At 61.7% G+C, this 19,036-nt stretch carries 19 protein-coding genes and 1 pseudogene; 10 read left to right on the top strand and 10 right to left on the bottom strand.

The window, feature by feature from the left end; translation table 11 throughout:
• Positions 1 to 2 precede the first annotated feature (2 nt).
• The 3 genes from VL202_RS13700 to VL202_RS13690 form a co-directional block, all read right to left on the bottom strand.
• Positions 3 to 1,142, bottom strand: coding sequence for an ABC transporter permease (locus tag VL202_RS13700; RefSeq protein WP_325464665.1), 1,140 nt, complete (start codon positions 1,140 to 1,142; stop codon positions 3 to 5).
• Positions 1,142 to 2,236 (bottom strand): microcin C ABC transporter permease YejB, encoded by a 1,095-nt coding sequence (locus VL202_RS13695; RefSeq protein ID WP_325464664.1) that lies wholly within the window; start codon positions 2,234 to 2,236, stop codon positions 1,142 to 1,144. The genes VL202_RS13700 and VL202_RS13695 overlap by 1 nt, the downstream gene beginning before the upstream one ends.
• 169 nt (positions 2,237 to 2,405) lie before the next feature.
• Positions 2,406 to 4,262, bottom strand: coding sequence for an extracellular solute-binding protein (locus VL202_RS13690; RefSeq protein ID WP_414692860.1), 1,857 nt, complete (start codon positions 4,260 to 4,262; stop codon positions 2,406 to 2,408).
• Between the two features lie 220 nt (positions 4,263 to 4,482).
• Here VL202_RS13690 and mepA point away from each other — a divergent pair, with 220 nt between their 5' ends.
• The 6 genes from mepA to VL202_RS13660 all read left to right on the top strand — a co-directional run bounded on the left by mepA (position 4,483) and on the right by VL202_RS13660 (position 10,507).
• Positions 4,483 to 5,532, top strand: a complete 1,050-nt coding sequence (mepA, locus tag VL202_RS13685) for a penicillin-insensitive murein endopeptidase (RefSeq protein ID WP_325464662.1) — start codon at positions 4,483 to 4,485, stop codon at positions 5,530 to 5,532.
• 108 nt (positions 5,533 to 5,640) lie between these two features.
• Positions 5,641 to 6,015 carry a methylglyoxal synthase gene (locus VL202_RS13680; RefSeq protein ID WP_325464661.1) on the top strand — a complete coding sequence of 125 codons (375 nt, stop codon included), beginning with the start codon at positions 5,641 to 5,643 and terminating at the stop codon, positions 6,013 to 6,015.
• A gap of 51 nt (positions 6,016 to 6,066) precedes the next feature.
• A complete protein-coding gene (locus VL202_RS13675) occupies positions 6,067 to 7,092 on the top strand; it encodes a glucokinase (RefSeq protein ID WP_325464660.1) in 1,026 nt (341 codons plus the stop codon).
• Positions 7,093 to 7,195: 103 nt separating this feature from the next.
• A complete protein-coding gene (locus tag VL202_RS13670) occupies positions 7,196 to 9,007 on the top strand; it encodes an ABC transporter ATP-binding protein (protein WP_325464659.1) in 1,812 nt (603 codons plus the stop codon).
• A gap of 16 nt (positions 9,008 to 9,023) precedes the next feature.
• Positions 9,024 to 9,842 carry a 4-hydroxy-tetrahydrodipicolinate reductase gene (gene dapB, locus VL202_RS13665; protein WP_325464658.1) on the top strand — a complete coding sequence of 273 codons (819 nt, stop codon included), beginning with the start codon at positions 9,024 to 9,026 and terminating at the stop codon, positions 9,840 to 9,842.
• Between the two features lie 29 nt (positions 9,843 to 9,871).
• Positions 9,872 to 10,507: a 2,3-bisphosphoglycerate-dependent phosphoglycerate mutase gene (locus tag VL202_RS13660; RefSeq protein WP_325464657.1), complete on the top strand. Its 636-nt coding sequence runs from the start codon at positions 9,872 to 9,874 to the stop codon at positions 10,505 to 10,507.
• 195 nt (positions 10,508 to 10,702) lie between these two features.
• Here VL202_RS13660 and VL202_RS13655 read toward each other — a convergent pair whose 3' ends face one another.
• Both VL202_RS13655 and VL202_RS13650 read right to left on the bottom strand, forming a co-directional pair.
• Positions 10,703 to 11,575, bottom strand: a complete 873-nt coding sequence (locus VL202_RS13655) for a bifunctional helix-turn-helix domain-containing protein/methylated-DNA--[protein]-cysteine S-methyltransferase (RefSeq protein WP_325464656.1) — start codon at positions 11,573 to 11,575, stop codon at positions 10,703 to 10,705.
• 118 nt (positions 11,576 to 11,693) lie between these two features.
• Entirely contained in the window at positions 11,694 to 12,191 is a 498-nt protein-coding gene (locus VL202_RS13650) for a DUF2244 domain-containing protein (protein ID WP_325464655.1), read from the bottom strand.
• 22 nt (positions 12,192 to 12,213) lie between these two features.
• Between VL202_RS13650 and nth the strand changes: the two genes are divergently transcribed.
• Positions 12,214 to 12,990 (top strand): endonuclease III, encoded by a 777-nt coding sequence (gene nth / locus VL202_RS13645; RefSeq protein ID WP_325464654.1) that lies wholly within the window; start codon positions 12,214 to 12,216, stop codon positions 12,988 to 12,990.
• 6 nt (positions 12,991 to 12,996) lie between these two features.
• Here the strand turns inward: nth and VL202_RS13640 are convergent, their stop codons facing one another.
• Positions 12,997 to 13,539, bottom strand: a complete 543-nt coding sequence (locus tag VL202_RS13640; RefSeq protein WP_325464687.1) for a helix-turn-helix domain-containing protein — start codon at positions 13,537 to 13,539, stop codon at positions 12,997 to 12,999.
• A gap of 118 nt (positions 13,540 to 13,657) precedes the next feature.
• On the opposite strand from VL202_RS13640, the gene VL202_RS13635 reads away from it, so the two are divergent.
• Positions 13,658 to 14,083 carry a VOC family protein gene (locus VL202_RS13635; RefSeq protein ID WP_325464653.1) on the top strand — a complete coding sequence of 142 codons (426 nt, stop codon included), beginning with the start codon at positions 13,658 to 13,660 and terminating at the stop codon, positions 14,081 to 14,083.
• A gap of 5 nt (positions 14,084 to 14,088) precedes the next feature.
• On the opposite strand, the gene VL202_RS13630 is transcribed toward VL202_RS13635, so the two are convergent.
• Positions 14,089 to 15,300 carry an MFS transporter gene (locus VL202_RS13630; protein ID WP_414692858.1) on the bottom strand — a complete coding sequence of 404 codons (1,212 nt, stop codon included), beginning with the start codon at positions 15,298 to 15,300 and terminating at the stop codon, positions 14,089 to 14,091.
• A 50-nt stretch (positions 15,301 to 15,350) separates the two neighbouring features.
• The gene (locus VL202_RS13625; RefSeq protein ID WP_325464652.1) at positions 15,351 to 15,986 is read right to left on the bottom strand and encodes a TetR/AcrR family transcriptional regulator; all 636 of its coding nucleotides are present in this window, start codon (positions 15,984 to 15,986) and stop codon (positions 15,351 to 15,353) included.
• A 141-nt stretch (positions 15,987 to 16,127) separates the two neighbouring features.
• On the opposite strand from VL202_RS13625, the gene VL202_RS13620 reads away from it, so the two are divergent.
• The gene (locus tag VL202_RS13620) at positions 16,128 to 17,120 is read left to right on the top strand and encodes an adenosine kinase (RefSeq protein WP_325464651.1); all 993 of its coding nucleotides are present in this window, start codon (positions 16,128 to 16,130) and stop codon (positions 17,118 to 17,120) included.
• Between the two features lie 21 nt (positions 17,121 to 17,141).
• On the opposite strand, the gene VL202_RS13615 is transcribed toward VL202_RS13620, so the two are convergent.
• Positions 17,142 to 17,681: an SH3 domain-containing protein gene (locus VL202_RS13615; protein ID WP_325464650.1), complete on the bottom strand. Its 540-nt coding sequence runs from the start codon at positions 17,679 to 17,681 to the stop codon at positions 17,142 to 17,144.
• A 196-nt stretch (positions 17,682 to 17,877) separates the two neighbouring features.
• Here VL202_RS13615 and VL202_RS13610 point away from each other — a divergent pair, with 196 nt between their 5' ends.
• The gene (locus tag VL202_RS13610) at positions 17,878 to 18,882 is read left to right on the top strand and encodes a D-glycerate dehydrogenase (RefSeq protein ID WP_325464649.1); all 1,005 of its coding nucleotides are present in this window, start codon (positions 17,878 to 17,880) and stop codon (positions 18,880 to 18,882) included.
• 49 nt (positions 18,883 to 18,931) lie between these two features.
• Here VL202_RS13610 and VL202_RS13605 read toward each other — a convergent pair.
• Positions 18,932 to 19,036 (bottom strand): annotated as a pseudogene (locus VL202_RS13605) (GNAT family N-acetyltransferase); the annotation flags it as partial.

Below are 19,036 nucleotides of genomic sequence, written 5' to 3'. Positions count from 1 at the left end.
GCTCACCGGAACGTCTTCCTTGGATCAAACGCGTCACGGGCAGCCTCGCCGATGAAGATCAGCAGCGACAGCATGACCGACATGACGACGAAGGCGGTGAGGCCGAGCCAGGGCGCCTGCAGGTTGGACTTGCCCTGGGCGATCAGTTCGCCGAGCGAGGCGGAGCCCGGCGGCATGCCGAAGCCGAGGAAATCCAGCGAAGTCAGTGTGGTGATCGAGCCCGACAGGATGAACGGCAGGAAGGTCAGCGTCGCCACCATGGCATTGGGCAGGAGATGGCGGAACATGATCGTCCGGTTGTTGACGCCGAGCGCCCGCGCGGCGCGGACATATTCGAAATTCCGGGCGCGCAGGAATTCGGCCCGCACGATGCCGACGAAACCGACCCAGGAGAACAAGAGCATGATGCCAAGCAGCACGAAGAAGCCGGGCGGCAGGATCGCCGCGATGATCAGCAGGATGTAGAGAACCGGCATGGACGACCAGATCTCGATGAAGCGCTGCATGAGCAGGTCCGTCCAGCCGCCGAAATAGCCCTGCACCGCACCGGCGGTCACACCGACGACCGCAGACGCAACGGTCAGCATCAGACCAAAGAGAACGGAGATGCGGAAACCATAGATCATCCGCGCGGTCACGTCGCGGGCCTGGTCGTCGGTGCCGAGCCAGTTGAGATTGCCGAGCGTACAGGCGGGATCGTCGGCCCCTTGCGGATAGCCGGAGCAGCGCTCCTGGCTGTCCATCAGCCAGAAGGGCGCCGTTGGTGCGGAGTGGGGAATATTCGAGTTGGCCGTCTGGTAGGAGTAGCGGATCGGTGGCCAGATCATCCAGCCATTGGCCTCGATCTCGTCGCGTATGAAATCGGACCTATAGTCGGTCTGGGCCAAAAAGCCGCCGAATTTTTCCTCCGGGTAATCGACCAGCACCGGCACCAGGATTTCGCCCTTGTAGGACGCAAGAACCGGCTTGTCGTTGGCGATGAACTCGGCGCAAAGGCTCAAGGCGAACAGCACGAGGAATATCCAGAAGGACCAAGAGCCCCGGCGATTGGCCTTGAAGTTTTCCCAGCGGCGACGATTGACCGGCGACAGGCGGCCGGGAGTACCGGTGACAATGGCCGGGTTGGCGGTAATGTCGGCCATCAGACATCCCTCCGGTCGAAATCGATGCGTGGATCGACCCAGGTATAGACCAGATCGGACAGGAGACCGACCAGCAGGCCCATCAGCGAAAAGATGTAGAGGGTCGCGAACACGATCGGGTAGTCCCGCTTGACGATGGCGTCATAACCAAGCCGGCCAAGCCCATCGAGCGAGAAGATATATTCCGTCAGCAGCGACCCGGTGAAGAAGGCCGTGATGAAGGCTGCCGGAAAACCGGCGATGATGATCAGCATGGCGTTTCGGAAAACATGACCGTAAAGCACCTGTAGTTCGTTCAGGCCCTTGGCCCTTGCCGTCGTCACATATTGCTTCTTGATCTCGTCGATGAAGGAATTCTTTGTCAGAAGCGTCGTGGTGGCGAAGGCCGACAGCAGCAGCGTGATCAGCGGCAAGGTCATGTGCCAGAAATAATCGAGGATCTTCTGCCACCAGTTCAGTTGATAGAAATTGTCCGAGACGATACCGCGCAACGGAAACCAGTCGAAGAAGGAACCGCCTGCGAACAGCACGATCAAGAGGATGCCGAACAGGAAACCCGGCACCGCATAGCCGACGATGATGATGCCCGAGGTCCAGACATCGAAGGTGGAGCCGTCCGATATGGCCTTCTTGATGCCGAGTGGAATGGAAATCGCATAAGAGAACAACAGGATCCAGAGGCCGAGCGAAATCGACACCGGCATCTTGTCGAGGATGAGATCGATGACCGAGGTATTGCGAAAGAAGCTTTCGCCGAAATCAAAGCGGATATAGTTCCACATCATCTGGCCGAAGCGCTCCAGCGGCGGCTTGTCGAAGCCGAACTGCTTTTCCAGCTTCTTGATGAAATCCGGATCGAGACCTTGGGCGCCACGGTATTTGCCGGAGGAGTCGTCTCCGCCGAACTGCTGTCCGGCCAGATCGCTGCCGCCACCCGACAGGCGGTCGCCGCCCTGGTTCTGGTCCGTCAGATCGGCGATCACCTGCTCTACCGGACCGCCGGGCGCGAACTGGATGACGGCGAAAGAAATGGCCATGATGCCGATGATCGTCGGGATCATCAGCAGCAGCCGGCGCAGGATATAGGCGCCCATCAGATTTGCTCCCCGGCCTGTCCGGCAATCCGATCCGATCCGCTGTTAGCGGCAACCCGCCTCATCGTCGTCAATCCGCTGATCTCCTTCAGGACGCCGGCTGACACCGGCACCCGCATTGATTCGCATAACTGCATTTGGAGTACGCAGTGAGCCCTGTGCAAGGCTTTCATTGCGCCGCGGCGTCTTTCGACCACCAGATCGTCGGAAAACCGACAGCATATTTCGGCAGTTCCGCAGGACGGATGAGATTGCTCGAATAGGCGATGCGGGAATATCGACCGGTATAGCTCGGGATGACGTAGTGATGCGCCAGAAGCACCCGGTCGAGTACCTTCGTCGTCGCAATCAGTTCATCGCGATCCTTGGCGAAGATGATCCGCCGAATGAGCGCATCGATGCCGGGATCGCTGATGCCCGCATAATTCTGCGAACCGTCACGCTTGGCTGAATCCGATCCCCAATATTCCGCCTGCTCGTTGCCGGGATTGAGCGACTGGCCCCAGCCCAGATAAATCATGTCGAAATCACGCGAACGCCAACGGTTGGTGTATTGCGAGGAATCAACTGTGCGCACGTTCACCTGCACGCCGATCTTCTTCAGATTCTGGGCGAAAGGCAGGGCCACGACCTCGATCGTCGGGCCATCCAGCAGGATTTCGAAACTGAAAGGTTCCCCAGTCTTCGAATTGACCATACGGTTGCCCTTGAGTTCGTATCCCGCTTCCTTGAACAGGGCGATTGCCTTGCGCAAATTGTCACGCTGCTTCGTCTGGTCGCCGCCGACCGGGTTCTTGTATTCGGTGGTAAAAACCTGTGGCGGCACCTGATCCTTCAACTCGTTGAGGATTTCGAGTTCGCGGCCTAGCGGCAGTCCGCCGGACGCGAGTTCGGAGCCGAAGAAGTAGCTGTTGATCCTGTCATACTGGTTATAAAAGATCGTCCGCTTCAATTCCTCGAAATCGAACGCGTAGTTGAGGGCCTCGCGGACCCGTTCGTCCTGGAATTTCTCACGTCGGAGGTTGGGAATGAAGCCAACCAGGATACCGCTGTTGCGGTAATCGTTGTCGAGCACCTCCCGCTTGATGCGGCCATCCTTGACCGCCGGAAAATCATAGGACGTCGCCCAGCGCTTGGCGGAATTCTCCCACCAGTAATCCGCATTGCCGGAACGGAACGCTTCGAAGGACACGCCGAGATCGGCATAATAGGCATAGCTGATCGAGCCGAAATTGTTCTGGCCGATGTTCACGTTGAGGGTCTTGCCCCAATAATCGTCACGTAATTCGTAGCGGATGGTCGCCCCAGGCGTCATGGACGCGATCCTGTAGGGACCTGATCCCATCGGAATTTCAAGCGAGGTTTTCGAAATGTCGCGCTGTTCGCCCTTGGCGTCCGTGCCTTCCCACCAGTGTTTCGGGACGATCACCAATTCGCCGACGATCTTGGGGAGTTCGCGATTGCTCTTTTCATCGAAAGAGAAAGTCACTTCTCGGTCGCCGGTCTTTTCGGCCTTGGTGACGTGCTTGTAGTAGAATTCCTTCTGCGGATCATTGGCTTTCACCTGATCGAAGCTGAAGACAACATCTTCCGGCGTCACCGGTTGGCCATCCTGCCATTTCGCCTCGGGCCGCAGCCGGAATTTGACATAGGAAAAATCATGCGGATAGGCGACAGCCTCGGCCAGAAGGCCGTAGTCGGAGGCGACCTCATCCATGGATGGCTTGAGCAGCGTCTCGAAGGTCAGCGCCGAGATTCCCGCACCCTGCTCACCCTTGGCAAGAAGCGGGTTGAGGGAATCGAACGTACCCGACGCGGCCAGATTGATATGGCCGCCCTTCGGCGCATCCGGATTGACGTAATCGAAGCGGGAGAAACCATCCTTGTATTTCAGTTCGCCAATCGTTGCCGTGCCCTGATGCCACGCCAGTTGCTCCTGGGCGATGGACGGCACAGCCGCCAATGACACCAGCGCCAATGCCGCCATGGTCAGCGCGTTTCTGAAATTCATGCCAATACCCCGCATACCGTTTTTGCTCTTGTCTTGCTTGGCGGACAGAATAGGCAAAATCCGGGCAATTGACAGAAGCCGTCTCAAATCGGGCATTTTTTTTGGATCACGGTCGCGTGTCCCACAAGGCTGACACAAAGAGAGTGTGTCAATGCAGCCGAGGGTACCCGGCGTTTCGGCTTTGCCGCAGGCCCGGCATGCTTTGATCATCGGGAATGGACGGACAATGGCGGGAATGCAGGCAGGTTTCATTCGGCATTTGGGAACGATCGCGCTTGCTGCGCTCTGTGGTTTCAGCCTCATCGCCGGCGATGCGGCGGCGGCTGACGCAACGCCCGCCAAACAGATCTTCGGCAAGGTCAAGCTGCCGAGCCTCGCAGCCGCCAGCCCACTCGGATTCTATGCCAAGGGCTGCATGGCCGGCGCCGTGGCGATCCCGACCGATGGGCCGACCTGGCAGGCGATGCGCCTGTCGCGCAACCGCCGCTGGGGCAACCCGGCAATGATCCAGCTTCTCGAAAAATTCTCGCAGGACGCCGTCCGTCTCGGCTGGGGCTCGGGCATCCTCATCGGCGATATCTCGCAGCCGCGCGGCGGCCCGATGATTACCGGGCACGCCTCCCACCAGGTCGGGCTCGACGCGGATATCTGGTTCCAGTCGAAGCCCTCCCAGCCGCTGACCGCGCAGGCCCGCGAGGACATGCCGTTCGTCTCCATGCTCGACAAGAGCAAGTTCCTGACCGTCAATCCGGCCCGCTGGACGCCGATCCACGCCCAGCTGGTGATGCAGGCGGCGAGCTATCCGCAGGTGGAGCGCGTCTTCGTCAACCCGGCGATCAAGAAGAAGCTTTGCGACACCTGGACCGGCGACCGCGACCTGCTCGGCAAGGTGCGCCCGGTCTATGGCCATGACGAACATTTCCACATCCGCATGCATTGCCCGCCGGGCGCATCCGGCTGCAAGGCGCAGGCACCGGTGGCAAGGGGCGACGGCTGCGACAAGTCGCTGGCCTGGTGGTTCACCAAGGAGCCTTGGGCGAAGCCGAAGAAGGACCCGAACGCCAAGCCCGTGAAGCCGAAATTCACGATGCTGTCCGATCTGCCCAAAGCCTGCACGGCCGTTCTGGCTGCGCCTGCGAATTCCGAGCAATCGGCGACCTATGGCAATGCCTATGTCGCGCCAGAGCCGCAAGCCGGCAATACGGCGATCGAACAGGTGATCAATGCTTCGGGCGACCTGCCCGACAGCGACGTTCCGGTGCCGCTTGTCCGGCCAGTGCAGTAGATCAAAGCCTGCGCGTTCCGCCGGTCTTTCCAAGCGTCCGCCGCTCATGTAGAGAAAATCAAATCGATTTAAAGATCGACGACGCCGACTGGCGCGGGGGTGGGACGAATGACAAAATGCGTGGCGCTGATTGCGCATGATCAGAAGAAGGACGATCTGGCGACGTTTGCGCAGGCCAATGAGGCTGTGCTTGCCAACTGGAAGATCGTCGCGACCGGAACCACTGGCGGTCGGGTTCAGGAGGCCTGCCCCAGCCTTGACGTCATCCGCCTGAAGAGCGGCCCGCTTGGCGGCGACCAGCAGATCGGCGCGATGATCGCCACAGGCGATGTCCACATGCTCATCTTTTTCACAGACCCCCTGACCGCCATGCCGCACGATGTCGACGTCAAGGCGCTGATGCGGCTGGCCACCGTCTACGATATTCCGATGGCGCTCAACCGGGCGACCGCTGAACGGTTGATCGATTTCAACCATCCCTGATAAAGCTTTCCCATCAAGCTCGACGTCCGCGCGATCACAACGGAACATTCCATGCCCTCGTTCACCGACACCGACAGCAACCTGACGTTCCCGATCCTGATCGGCGATATCGGCGGAACCAATGCGCGCTTCGGCCTGCTGACCGACGCCTTCGCCGAGCCGAAGATGTTTCCGATCATCCCGACGACAAGCTATGCCAGCATCGAGGAAGCGCTGCAGACCAGCATTCTCGACAAGACCTCGGTGCAGCCGCGCTCCGCCATCATCGCGGTCGCCGGCCCCGTCAAGGGCGACGACATTCCGCTCACCAATGCCGGCTGGGTGATCAAGCCCAAGGTCATGCTGAAGGCATTGTCGCTGGAAGACGTGATCATCATCAACGATTTCGAGGCGCAGGCGCTCGCCATTGCCTCGATCGGCGAGGAAGGCCGCGAACAGATCGGCCCCGGCTCCATTCTCGAATCCGCCTCCTGCGCCGTTCTCGGCCCCGGCACCGGCCTCGGTGTCGCCGGCCTCGTTCATGCCCAGCACGCCTGGATTCCGGTTCCCGGCGAAGGCGGCCATGTCGATGTCGGACCGCGCTCTAAACGCGACTATGAAATCTGGCCTTTCCTCGAGCCGATCGAGGGGCGCATTTCCGCCGAACAGCTGCTTTGCGGCCGCGGCATCATGAACATCTACCGCGCCGTCTGCGAATCGAAGGCCCGGGATGCGCATCTGGCCGATCCGGCGGCGGTGACAACCTCGGCACTCGCCGGCAGCGACGAGGCCGCCGCCGAGACCGTTTCGCTGTTTTCGACCTATCTCGGCCGCGTCGCCGGCGACATGGCGATGATCTTCATGGCGCGCGGCGGGGTGTTCCTCGCCGGCGGCATTTCGCAGAAGATCCTGCCGGCGCTGAAAAAGCCGGAATTCCGCCAGGCCTTCGAGGACAAGGCCCCGCATTCCGCATTGCTGAAAACAATCCCGACCTTCGTGGTCACTCATCCAACGGCCGCCCTTTCCGGCCTTGCCGCCTATTCGCGCACGCCGTCCCGGTTCGGTGTGGCAACTGAGGGACGGCGCTGGAGAACTTGAGGCGGGGCCAGCCGCTTGGACTCGCCAAACGGGGAGCAAGGGACTATAGAGCGCGGGAAAACGGGATGCTCACGGGCATGCACCGGGCTTTAAGGAAACACGCTTGAAACAAGCCAAGACAAAGCTGCCAGCCGTTGACCGCGAGACGATTACCAGCGTGCTCAAGCGGGTCATCGCCGAAAACGGCCGTGCGCATCTGCGTGGCTATATCTTCGCCATCGCCTGCCTCGCCGTCATTGCGGCGTCGACGGCCTTTACCGCCTGGATCATGGAATCGGTGGTCAACGAGGCTTTCGCCAATAAGCGGGCCGATATCGTCGTCTATATCTGCGGCGCCATCTTCATCGCTTTCGTGCTGCGCGGTTTTGCCACCTATGGCCAGGCCGTGGCACTGTCGAAGATCGGCAACAGCATCGTCGCCAGCTACCAGCGCCGGCTTTATTCGCATCTGATGGCGCTCAGCGTCGGCTATTTCAGCGACACCCGTTCGGCGCGGATCTCGGCGCAGATCAGCCAGAACGTCTCGGGCATCCGTGACGTCCTGAACATGACCGTCACCTCGCTTGCGCGCGACTTCCTGACCCTCATCGCCCTGATCGGCGTGATGATCAGCAAAGACTGGCTGCTGACGGTGATCGTCTTCGTCATCGCACCGCCGCTTTTGATCGGCCTGCGCTATATTTCGCGGCGGCTGAGGCAGGCGACGCGGGAATCCGTCGAGATCAACAGCCATGTTCTCGGCGCCATGCAGGAGACCATTCAGGGCATTACCATCGTCAAGGCCTTCACGATGGAAGAGCAGCTGAAGGGCAGGGTCGAAAGCATTATCGATCGGGCCGAAAACCGCGCCAACCGCATTGCCCGGCTGAGCGAACGCACCGCCCCGATGACGGAAACCTTTGCCGGCTTCGCCATTTCCAGCGTGCTTGCCTATGCCGCCTTCCGCTCTATCTATAACGGCGTACAGCCCGGCGCGTTCTTCGCCTTCGTCACCGCACTCCTGATGGCCTACGATCCGGCGCGGCGCCTTGCCAAGCTGCAGATATCGCTCGAACGCGCCGTCGTCAACGCGCGCATGATCTACGAAATCCTCGATACGGTCCCGCACCAGCGCGACCTGCCTGACGCCACGGCCCTGACGCTTAACCAGGCCTCGATCGAATTCCGCAATGTGCGCTTCGGCTATAACCAGAACGACGAAATCCTGAAGGGCGTGAGCTTTTTCGCCGAGGGCGGCAAGACGACGGCGCTGGTCGGCCCTTCCGGCGCCGGCAAGTCAACCGTCATCAGCCTTATCCCTCGCTTCTATGATCCCTCCGGCGGCGAAATCCTGATCGACGGGCAGGACATTGCCCATATCACCAAGCAATCGCTGCGCAATGGCCTCGCCTATGTCTCGCAGCAGCCGTATCTGTTCGAAGGCTCGATCCGCGACAATATCCGCTACGGCCGGCCGGAAGCAACGGATGCCGAGGTCGAGGAAGCGGCGAAGCTCGCCTATGCCCATGACTTCATCAGCATGCAGCCCCAGGGTTACGACACGGCGGTCGGCGAAAACGGCGTGACGCTATCTGGCGGCCAGCGCCAGCGCCTGTCGATCGCCCGCGCGCTGGTGCGCCAGGCGCCGATCCTGCTGCTAGACGAGGCGACCTCGGCGCTCGATACCGAATCGGAAGCCGCCGTGCAGAAGGCACTTGATTACGCCATGAGCGGTCGCACCGTCGTCGTCATCGCCCACCGCCTCTCGACTGTCGTCAATGCCGACAAGATCATCGTCATGAAGGACGGCCTGGTTGTCGAGGAAGGCACCCATGAGGCGCTTGCGCGGCGCAGCGACGGTCTTTACGCTCGCCTGCACAATCTCCAGGGCACGGCAGCGACGCAACCGGCGGCGGAAGCCGAACCACTGATCTGATGAAATCGAGGCAGGCATGAGCGGGACGGACATGAAACTCGTGGTGGTTGGCGCCGCTGGCCGGATGGGACAGACGCTGATCCGCACCATTCACGCGATGCCGGGCGCAACCGTCTTTGCCGCCATCGAACGTCCCGGTTCTCCTTTCGCCGGCCGCGATGCCGGCGAAGTCGCCGGGCTTGGCCCGACCGGGGTGATCATTGGCGACAAGCCGCTGGAAGCCTTTGTCGAAGCCGAAGGCGTGCTCGATTTCACCTCGCCCGCGGCCTCGGTCGAGTTCTCCATTCTCGCCGCCCAGGCCCGCATCGTCCATGTCATTGGCACGACCGGCTGTTCGACGGAGGACGAGGACAAGTTCAAGGCGGCTGCCCGTCATGCACGGGTCGTCAAATCAGGCAATATGAGCCTCGGCGTCAACTTGCTCGGCGTTCTGACGCAGCAGGCGGCCCAGGCGCTCGGTCCGGCCAACTGGGATATCGAAATCCTCGAAATGCACCACAAGCACAAGGTCGATGCGCCGTCCGGCACCGCGCTGCTTCTCGGCGAAGCCGCGGCCAGGGGCCGTGAGATCGGTCTTGCCGAGCATTCCGTGCGGGTGCGCGACGGCCATACCGGCGCCCGCGTCCCCGGCACGATCGGCTTTGCCACGCTGCGCGGCGGCTCGGTCATCGGCGAACATTCCGTCATCCTTGCCGGCGAAGGCGAGCAGGTGACACTGTCGCACAGCGCGACCGACCGGTCGATCTTCGCCCGCGGCGCCGTCACGGCAGCGCTCTGGGCCCGCGACCTGAAACCCGGCTTCTATTCCATGCTCGACGTGCTCGGGCTGTCCTGAACCTTTAAATCCCCCGGAGGAATATCATCATGAGCGGCACCCTCGTCCTTGTGCGTCACGGCCAGAGCGACTGGAACCTGAAAAACCTGTTCACCGGCTGGAAGGATCCCGACCTTACCGCGCTCGGCATCGAGGAAGCCAATACCGGCGGCAAGGCGCTTGCCGAATACGGCATCAAGTACGACATCGCCTTCACCTCGGTCCTGACGCGCGCCCAGCACACGCTGAAGCTCATCCTCGACAATATCGGCCAGCCCGGTCTCGAAACCATCAAGGACCAGGCACTGAACGAACGCGACTATGGCGACCTGTCCGGCCTGAACAAGGATGATGCCCGCGCCAAGTGGGGCGAGGAGCAGGTGCATATCTGGCGCCGGTCCTACGACGTGCCCCCGCCGGGCGGCGAAAGCCTGCGCGATACCGGCGCCCGCGTCTGGCCCTATTACCTGACGGAAATCCTGCCGCGCGTTCTTCGCGGCGAAAACGTCCTCGTCGCCGCCCACGGCAATTCGCTGCGCTCGCTCGTCATGGTGCTCGATCGCCTGACCAAGGAGCAGATCCTGGCGCTCAACCTCGCGACCGGCGTGCCGATGGTCTACAAACTCAACGCCGATTCCACCGTCGCCTCCAAGGAAGTTCTGGGCGATATGTCCGGGGCGCATTGAGGGCTGGATATTGCCCTTCGTGCACGGAGGCGTTCTCCGTCATGCCTGTGCCTTTCACGGGCATCCAGCGACCCGACGTCCGTCGAGTCAAAGGACCCTTTGAAAATTGAACGGCTCTTTCACCGCGCAGACGCGCGGTGACTGGATCCCTGTGACGAACACTGGGATGACGGAGCGTGAGGAGAGCCTCCCCCGTCACACCTTCCCCGCTTCCCACCCCAGCATCGCCCGCTTGCGGGTCAGGCCCCAATGATAGCCGGTGAGTGCTCCGCTCTTGCCGAGCGCCCGGTGGCAAGGCACTACGAAGGAGATGGGATTACGACCGACGGCGGCGCCGACGGCGCGCGAGGCGGTGGGCTGGCCGATATCCGAGGCGATATCGGAATAAGTGACGGCCTTGCCCATCGGGATTTTCAGAAGCGATTCCCAGACACGGATCTGGAAGTCCGATCCGATCAGCACGACACGCAGAGGTTCTTGCGCGCTCCACTGGCGCGAATCGAAGATGCGGGCGGCATAGCCTGCTGTGGCGGCGCTATCCTCGATGAACTCAGCATTCGGCCAGCGGCTTGCCATGTCCTCGAAACTGGCCTTCTCGGCGCCGGCATCGTTGAAGGCGAGGCCGGCGAGACCGCGATCGGTGACCATGACCAGGGCCACGCCGAACGGGCACGGATGAAAGGCATAGCGGATCGTCAGGCCGCCGCCACGCAGCTTCCATTCGCCCGGCGACATCGCCTCATGAGTAACGAACAGATCATGTAGCCGCGACGGACCGGACAGACCGAGTTCGTAGCTGGTTTCGAGCAATGGCAATTCTTCCTGCCGCAGCAGCCGCTTGGCATGGTCGAGCGTGACCGCCTGCAAAAATGCCTTCGGCGACAGGCCGGCCCAGCGCGTAAACGTCTTCTGCAACTGCGTCGGTGACTGGCCGAGTTCGCCAGCGATACTTTCGAGCGACGGCTGGTCGCGATACGTCTCGGTCAGCAGTTCGACGACGCGACTGACGGTGTCGTAATCGCTGCCCTGCGGGGTGATGTCGGACGGAATGGATGTGGTGATATTCATCGCTTATCTCCTTGGCCCCAGAGATAATCACTCCGACCGGGTGTTCGCCACCCGATTCTTGCTTTGAAGTGTCGCAATTCCGGACGCAAAACCGGTCCCCACGTTTGCTGGAATTGCGTTACCGCCGTTTCACGGTGGCCAGCGCTCCGGAAAAGGCGGCGGCGAAGGTCTCGCGGTCGTCCCGGTTGAGGAAGGAGCCGATATCGGTTGCCCGACGCCGGTCGCTGATTTGCATCGAGACGATGCCGATCTCCTCGTGGCGGGCGATATTGAACCGGGTCCAGAACGGATTGAACCGATGCTCGGTCATCCGGCCGGCCGGGGTGAACTTGCGCACTGACACGTCCAGGCGCGAAACGCTGATTTCCTCGCGGGCACGGGCGGCCCGGTTGTTCAGCCAGAAGGCGCCGAACAGGAGCAGGAAATCCAGCCCGAAGAAGAACACGATCGGCCAGGCACCAATGACCATGAAGACGAAGATATGGGCAAGGCTCATCAGGCCGGCGATCGCGAAGAAGACCTTGAGGCCCTTCACGCCCAGCGAACGGTAGGGGGTTAGCTCGGCGGAAAACACCGGCTGGTCCAGAGCTGACATCTCGGCGTTGCCATCATTCATGACGAATGACTATAGATGCAGGATGAAAAACGTGAAGCCGAAATCAGCAGTCCAGCCGGCAAAAGCGAAAACCGCGACACCCGGCCGCGCCCAGACGAATTCAAAGACGAAGTCGAAATCCATCTACAGTCCGTCGGAAATCGAGGAGATCTTCCGCCGGTTTTCGATCCAGCGGCCGGAGCCGAAGGGCGAGTTGGAGCACGTCAATCCGTTCACGCTTGTGGTCGCCGTCGCGCTGTCCGCACAGGCGACCGATGCCGGCGTCAACAGGGCGACGCGGGCGCTGTTTGCCGCCGCGGACACACCGGAAAAGATGGTTGCGCTCGGCGAAGACCAGGTCCGCGAGCACATCAAGACGATCGGGCTCTATCGCAACAAGGCGAAGAACGTCATCGCGCTCAGCGAAAAGCTGATCGCCGAGTTCGGCAGCGAGGTTCCGCGCACGCGGGAAGAGCTGATCACCCTGCCCGGCGTCGGGCGCAAGACCGCCAATGTCGTGCTGTCCATGGCCTTCGGCCAATCGACGATGGCGGTCGATACCCATATCTTCCGCATCGCCAACCGGCTCTGTCTGGCGCCGGGCAAGACCCCGGACGAGGTGGAAGACCAGTTGATGCGGATCATTCCCGACCACTATCTCTACCACGCCCATCACTGGCTGATCCTGCACGGGCGCTATTGCTGCAAGGCGCGTAAACCCGAATGCACCGCTTGCGTCATCGCCGATATCTGCAGAGCGGCGGAAAAGACCAATACGATCCCGGCGCCGCTGGTGGAGCTGCCCGCACAGATCATCTGACCCGAACTATCGGACGAGACCGTCGATCAGCGCGGCGATTGCCTGTTCGTAATCCTTACGGTCAGCGCCGGCTGCAATGGCAAGGACTGCCCGGTCGAAGGCCGCGCCAAGAAGATCGGTCACGGCATCCAACCGGTCCGCCGGTTTTCTGCTGGCGGCGAAGAGGTCGCGAATGCCTGCCTTGAGGCTGGCTTCAGATGTCTCTCCATTGAGGCGTTGCATAGCATCCATTTCGAGCACGGACGGACCGTCCAACAGCAGGAGCCGTATGCGTCCCGGCGCGGCCAAGGCATCGAAATAGGCGCGGGTGCCGTCGAGAAGCGCGTCACGCGCCGTCGCCGATCCCAAGGATGCGCTTTCTATCTCTTCGCTCACCGCCCTCGCCTCTTTGGCAACGACAGCGGCAAACAGCGCCTTCTTGTCCTCGAAATGATGATAGAGCGCGCCGCGCGTTACGCCGGCAGCCGCGACGATCTCCGGGGTTGCGGTGTCGGCATAGCCTTTTTCGACAAAGAGCGTGCGGGCCGCCGCGATCAGAGCTGCCCGCATCGTTTCCGTGCGCTCGCTGTTGCTGCGTCTCACATTTCCACCTTTACATACAATCTGTATGTATGTTACTTGAAAAACACATGCAGACTGTATCTAAATTTCAGAGGAGACGGAAGCCATGAAAATCACCTCCTATTACCCCGTCATCATGACGAACGATGTCCCGGCGACAGCTGATTTCTATCAACGCCATCTGCGATTCGAAGCCCTGTTCACCGCCGAGTGGTATGTTCACCTGCAGTCGACGCTGGACGAACGCGTCACGCTCGCCATCCTCGACGGCAGCCACCACACTATTCCTGAGAGAGGGCGCGGCAGGGCTTCGGGCCTGCTTCTGAATTTCGAGGTCGAGGACCCCGATGCCCTTTATGCGGAATTCCAGGCTGCGGGCCTGCCGATCCTCCTGACGTTGCGTGACGAGGATTTCGGCCAGCGGCATTTCATCACCGCCGATCCGAATGGCGTCCTGATCGACGTGATCAAGCCAATCCCGCCGACCGCAGAATATGCCGCGCAATTTCACGCCTCCGCCGTGCCCGCCTGACCGAATCAGGCGCGCCGGCGCTCGGTGAGCGAATAAAGCAAGGCGCTGACGGGAAGCGCGAGGCCGAGCATGGATGCCGCCCACCAGCCGCCTTCGGCATAGAGCCAGCCGCCGAGCGCCGAACCGATGGCGCCGCCGGCAAAGAAGGTCGCCATGTAAAGGCCGTTGAGGCGGCTGCGGTATTCGGCGCCGAGCACGAAGATGGCGCGCTGGCCGAGAACGAGATTGGTGGTGACCCCAAAATCGAGGAGGATCGCGGCAAACGTCAGCAAAGCCAGCGCCGGCAGCGAGCCTTCCGGTGCGATATGGGTGATGAGGAAGGCGACGGCGACGGACAGCATGGATAGCCGTGTTGCGAGATAGCTCCAGCCACGATCCGCCAGCCGCCCGGCAATCGGGGCTGCGATCGCACCCGCGGCTCCAGCCAGCGCGAACAGCGCGATCTGTCCTTGTGACAGGCCGAACTCGGGGCCTGACAGCAGCAGCGGGGTCGTCGTCCAGAACAGGCTGAAGGCGGCGAACATGCCCGCCTGATAGAGCGAGCGGCGGCGCAGGATCGGTGTCGTCAAGACAAGCCGCGCCATCGACGCCAAAAGGCCGCCATAGCTGAGCCCCGTCTGCGGGACACGCGGCGGCAAGGCGCGCGACAGGGTCAGCGCGAGAGCGACCAGAACCGCTGCCGAGATGAAGAAGACCATGTGCCAGGGCAGGAACTCGGCAATGAAGCTGGAGGCCGGCCGCGCCAGCATGATGCCGACCATCAACCCGCTCATGACATTGCCGACCGCTTGGCCGCGATGGGCTTCCGGCGCCATGTGTGCCGCATAGGGCACGATGATCTGGATGGCGACGGAGCCGAGGCCGATGAAGAAGGCCGACGCCAGGAACGGCAGCGGCGTCGAGGCCAGCCCAGCCCCGATGACGGCAAGCGTGCCAAGCCCCATGACCGAGAGAATCAGCTTGCGGTTTTCGAAGAGATCACCGAGCGGAACGATGAACAGCAGGCCAAGCCCATAGCCGACCTGTGTCAGCGTGACGATCAGCCCGGCGGCGCCCGGCGACAGGCCGAGCGAGGTGCTGATCGGCCCGATCAGGGGCTGTGCATAATAGAGGTTGGCAGCGATCAGGCCGCAGGCGGCAGCCAGCAGGAAGGTCATTGCCGACGACATGGGTTTCGGCTCGACGGCAAGATCGCCGGGGGCAGCAATGGTGGTCACGGTCGTCTCCAGATGCAGAAATTCGGATTGTCTTGTTCAGATTGACTTGATCAGTCGAGAAGTTTCATCGCCACGGCGGCCACCGCCAGCATCTGGTCGCGACTGCGTCCGGTCTTGCCAAGGACACGCATGCCCTGCAGCAGGCAGAGCATGGCACGAGCAGTGTCGTCGGCGTTGACGCCGGCCGGAATTGATCCATCGGCCTGGCCGAGCAATATGCAGTCGCGCACCACGGCCTCGTTGGTAGCATGCGCCTTTTCCACCCGCGCAACGGCAACCGGATCATAGGCCGCCAGTTCGGTCGCCGTGGTGATGACGAGACAGCCGCATTGTCCGTGCTCGCCATGGGCGGCCTCGGCATAGAATTGCAGCGTGGCGCAGACTTTCTCGCGGCCAAGCGGATGTGGATCGATGGCCGCTTTCAGCTTGGTGCTGCGCACCAGGCGGTACCGGTCGAAGGCCGCAAGCAGGATGCCGCGCTTGTCGGTGAAGGCTTTGTAAAGGCTGCCGGGGGTGAGTTCCATCGCCGCCGTCAGGTCATTGATGGACGTTCCGTGATAGCCGCGCGCCGAAAACACCGCGATGGCGCAATCGAGCGCATGGTCGATATCGAACTCTCTCGGGCGACCGCGCAGGCGCGTCTCCTGTGGCAGGTCGGGTGTTGGCAGGCCGGCTTTGTTTTCCATGTCGACTATATAGGAAACGTTTATTTCCTATATCAAGTAAAATCGGCATGCATGGGCTTCTTTTTCGCTTGCCCCTTCCAAACTGGCCGGAATCCGCTATTACCGGACACCGGCTGAGGCAAACATTCCAGGCGGTTCCGGATGACGAAATTCGATGTGCTCACAATCGGCAATGCGATCGTGGATATCATTGCGCGATGTGACGACGCATTTCTCGTTCACAATGGCATTATCAAGAGTGCGATGAACCTGATCGACGCCAATCGCGCCGAACTGCTCTATTCGCGCATGGGACCGGCTCTCGAAGCCTCCGGCGGCAGTGCCGGCAATACGGCGGCGGGTGTCGCGAGCCTGGGCGGACGGGCCGCCTATTTCGGCAAGGTCGCCAACGACCAGCTCGGCGAGATCTTCGCCCATGACATTCGCGCCCAAGGCGTTCATTTCGAAACCAAGCCGCTCGAAAAGGAGCCACCGACTGCACGCTCCATGATCTTCGTCACCGAGGATGGCGAGCGTTCGATGAACACCTATCTCGGCGCGTGCGTCGAACTTGGCCCCGACGATGTCGAACCGTCGGTGGTCGCGGATGCGGCCGTCACCTATTTCGAAGGCTATCTGTGGGATCCGCCGCTTGCCAAGGATGCGATCCGCGAATGCGCCCGCATCGCGCACGAGAACGGCCGCGAAGTGGCGATGACGCTCTCCGACAGTTTCTGCGTCAACCGCTATCGTGCCGAATTCCTCGACCTGATGCGTTCCGGCACGGTCGATATCGTCTTCGCCAACCGCGCCGAAGCGCTCGCGCTCTACGAGACCGAGGATTTCGAACAGGCGCTGTCGCAGATCGCACAGGATTGCAAGCTGGCCGCGGTGACGCTCAGCGAAGAGGGCTCGATCATCGTCAAGGGGGAGGAGCGGGTGAAGGTCGAGGCGACCACGATCGGCCGGGTCGTCGATACGACCGGCGCCGGTGATCTCTATGCCGCCGGCTTCCTGCATGGCTATACGACGGGCAGGACGCTTGCCGATTGCGGCAGGCTTGGAAGCCTGGCGGCCGGCATCGTCATCGAGCAGGTCGGACCGCGCCCGATGATCTCGCTGAAGACGGCGGCGTCGGAAGCGGGGCTTCTCTGACCGCTTTCCCAGGCGATCAGTTTACTTGAAGGCTTCGCCCGGATAGGCGCCCCAGATCTCACCCTGTGAAATCCAGCCATCGGTGCCCTGCGCATCGGCGCGGCACCATTCGCCATTGCACTCGCCGACATGGACGACGACGCCCGGCTCGATGCGGGCGACGATGCCGGCGTTCGCCTGCGGATCGCGGCGCATGTTGACGAAGACGCCATCGCCCTTGCCGCGCATCCAGGGTGCGGTCAGCGCCGTGCGCTCGCCGGACAGGAGCGCCTGGTTGACCCAGCCCTCGGTGCCGTCGGCATCGCGAATCTTGCGCCAGTTGTCATATTCCTGGGTGATCTCGACCGGCACGCCGGCCCTCAGGTAGCGCCAGGCGATTGCATAATCGACACTTGGTCCGACGCGCAGGTTAATGCTCTTGGATTTGAGGCTGACGAAGCGGGGCAGCGGCAAACCGCTCGCGCCCTTGGCTGCCTGCGCATGGGCCGGTATCACGTCGGTCGCTGCAATGGACAGTGTCGCGGTGACGACGAAAGCGAGCCTGGAAAGGAACTGACGCATGACGAAATCCGTTTTCCGAGAAAATTCAATAGCTTGCAGAGGAAATTCTCATGAGGCCCGTTGAAGCCAGGCAAATCGTCTGGGAACATCCAGAGTTTTGTTTGTCTTCCACACCGGGTCTGGTAGAAAATGGAACTGCAGGGAGAACGATTACTCATCTTGGTTAAAAACCCGTCAACAAGGGCAAGCAGGCAGCATGACCGCGAAGAAAAAACCCAAGGTCTTCATCACCCGCAAACTGCCTGACGTCGTCGAGACGCGCATGCGGGAACTGTTCGATGCGGAGCTGAACATCGACGATACGCCGCGCACGCAGCCCGAGCTGGTGGCCGCCGTCAAGCGCGCCGACGTGCTGGTGCCGACCGTCACCGACCGGATCGACGCGGCCCTGATCGAGCAGGCCGGTCCGCAGCTGAAACTGATCGCCAGCTTTTCCAACGGCACCGACAATATCGACATCGATGCCGCCGCGCGCCACGGCATCACCGTCACCAACACGCCGAACGTGCTGACCGAAGACACCGCCGACATGACCATGGCGCTCATTCTCGCCGTGCCGCGGCGGCTCGTCGAAGGCGCCAATATCCTGACGGATCGCAAGGGCGAGTGGGCCGGCTGGTCGCCGACCTGGATGCTGGGACGGCGCATTTCCGGCAAGCGCATCGGCATCGTCGGCATGGGCCGGATCGGCACCGCCGTCGCCCGCCGCGCCAAGGCCTTCGGCCTGTCGATCCATTATCACAACCGCAACCGCGTCAGCACCGAGACCGAGGAAAGGCTGGAGGCGACCTATTGGGACAGCCTCGACCAGATGCTCGCCCGCGTCGATATCGTCTCGGTCAACTGCCCCTCGACGCCGGCCACCTATCACCTGCTCTCGGCGCGACGACTGGCGCTGATGCAGCCGACCAGCACCATCGTCAACACGGCGCGCGGCGGCATCATCGACGAGACGGCACTGATCAAGTGCCTGCGCGAAGGCAAGATTGCCGGTGCCGGGCTCGACGTCTTCGAGAACGAGCCTGCGGTCAATCCGAAGCTGGTCAAGCTTGCCAGCGAAGGCCGGGTTGTGCTGCTTCCGCACATGAGTTCGGCCACGCTCGAAGGCCGCATCGACATGGGTGACAAGGTGGTGATCAACATCCGCACCTTCTTCGACGGACACCGCCCTCCGGACCGCGTCCTGCCCGGCCGGGCTTGAGTGGTTTTTACGGTTGTTGGCTGGCGAGTGGGTTAGGCCCGAAACCGTATCAGATCGCCTTGCGCATCTCGATGAAGGTCGTGCGCGAAAAACCTGGATGCACGCCGTCGGCTGACCAGACAAAGCCCCAGCGCGTGAAGACGCCGTGGTTTTC

This window comes from Pararhizobium sp. (assembly GCF_035497515.1).
Lineage (GTDB): Bacteria > Pseudomonadota > Alphaproteobacteria > Rhizobiales > Rhizobiaceae > Pararhizobium.
Note: the sequence above shows the minus strand (reverse complement) of the source record. Positions and strands in the feature narration are given on the sequence as shown.

Excerpts from the sequence above, each read along its gene's own strand:
- VL202_RS13700 (WP_325464665.1), bottom strand. The coding sequence starts at position 1,142 with ATGGCCGACATTACCGCCAACCCGGCCATTGTCACCGGTACTCCCGGC.
- VL202_RS13695 (WP_325464664.1), bottom strand. The coding sequence starts at position 2,236 with ATGGGCGCCTATATCCTGCGCCGGCTGCTGCTGATGATCCCGACGATC.
- VL202_RS13690 (WP_414692860.1), bottom strand. The coding sequence starts at position 4,262 with ATGCGGGGTATTGGCATGAATTTCAGAAACGCGCTGACCATGGCGGCA.
- mepA (WP_325464662.1), top strand. The coding sequence starts at position 4,483 with ATGCAGGCAGGTTTCATTCGGCATTTGGGAACGATCGCGCTTGCTGCG.
- VL202_RS13680 (WP_325464661.1), top strand. The coding sequence starts at position 5,641 with ATGACAAAATGCGTGGCGCTGATTGCGCATGATCAGAAGAAGGACGAT.
- VL202_RS13675 (WP_325464660.1), top strand. The coding sequence starts at position 6,067 with ATGCCCTCGTTCACCGACACCGACAGCAACCTGACGTTCCCGATCCTG.
- dapB (WP_325464658.1), top strand. The coding sequence starts at position 9,024 with ATGAGCGGGACGGACATGAAACTCGTGGTGGTTGGCGCCGCTGGCCGG.
- VL202_RS13660 (WP_325464657.1), top strand. The coding sequence starts at position 9,872 with ATGAGCGGCACCCTCGTCCTTGTGCGTCACGGCCAGAGCGACTGGAAC.
- VL202_RS13655 (WP_325464656.1), bottom strand. The coding sequence starts at position 11,575 with ATGAATATCACCACATCCATTCCGTCCGACATCACCCCGCAGGGCAGC.
- VL202_RS13650 (WP_325464655.1), bottom strand. The coding sequence starts at position 12,191 with ATGAATGATGGCAACGCCGAGATGTCAGCTCTGGACCAGCCGGTGTTT.
- nth (WP_325464654.1), top strand. The coding sequence starts at position 12,214 with ATGAAAAACGTGAAGCCGAAATCAGCAGTCCAGCCGGCAAAAGCGAAA.
- VL202_RS13640 (WP_325464687.1), bottom strand. The coding sequence starts at position 13,539 with ATGCGGGCAGCTCTGATCGCGGCGGCCCGCACGCTCTTTGTCGAAAAA.
- VL202_RS13635 (WP_325464653.1), top strand. The coding sequence starts at position 13,658 with ATGAAAATCACCTCCTATTACCCCGTCATCATGACGAACGATGTCCCG.
- VL202_RS13625 (WP_325464652.1), bottom strand. The coding sequence starts at position 15,986 with ATGGAAAACAAAGCCGGCCTGCCAACACCCGACCTGCCACAGGAGACG.
- VL202_RS13620 (WP_325464651.1), top strand. The coding sequence starts at position 16,128 with ATGACGAAATTCGATGTGCTCACAATCGGCAATGCGATCGTGGATATC.
- VL202_RS13615 (WP_325464650.1), bottom strand. The coding sequence starts at position 17,681 with ATGCGTCAGTTCCTTTCCAGGCTCGCTTTCGTCGTCACCGCGACACTG.
- VL202_RS13610 (WP_325464649.1), top strand. The coding sequence starts at position 17,878 with ATGACCGCGAAGAAAAAACCCAAGGTCTTCATCACCCGCAAACTGCCT.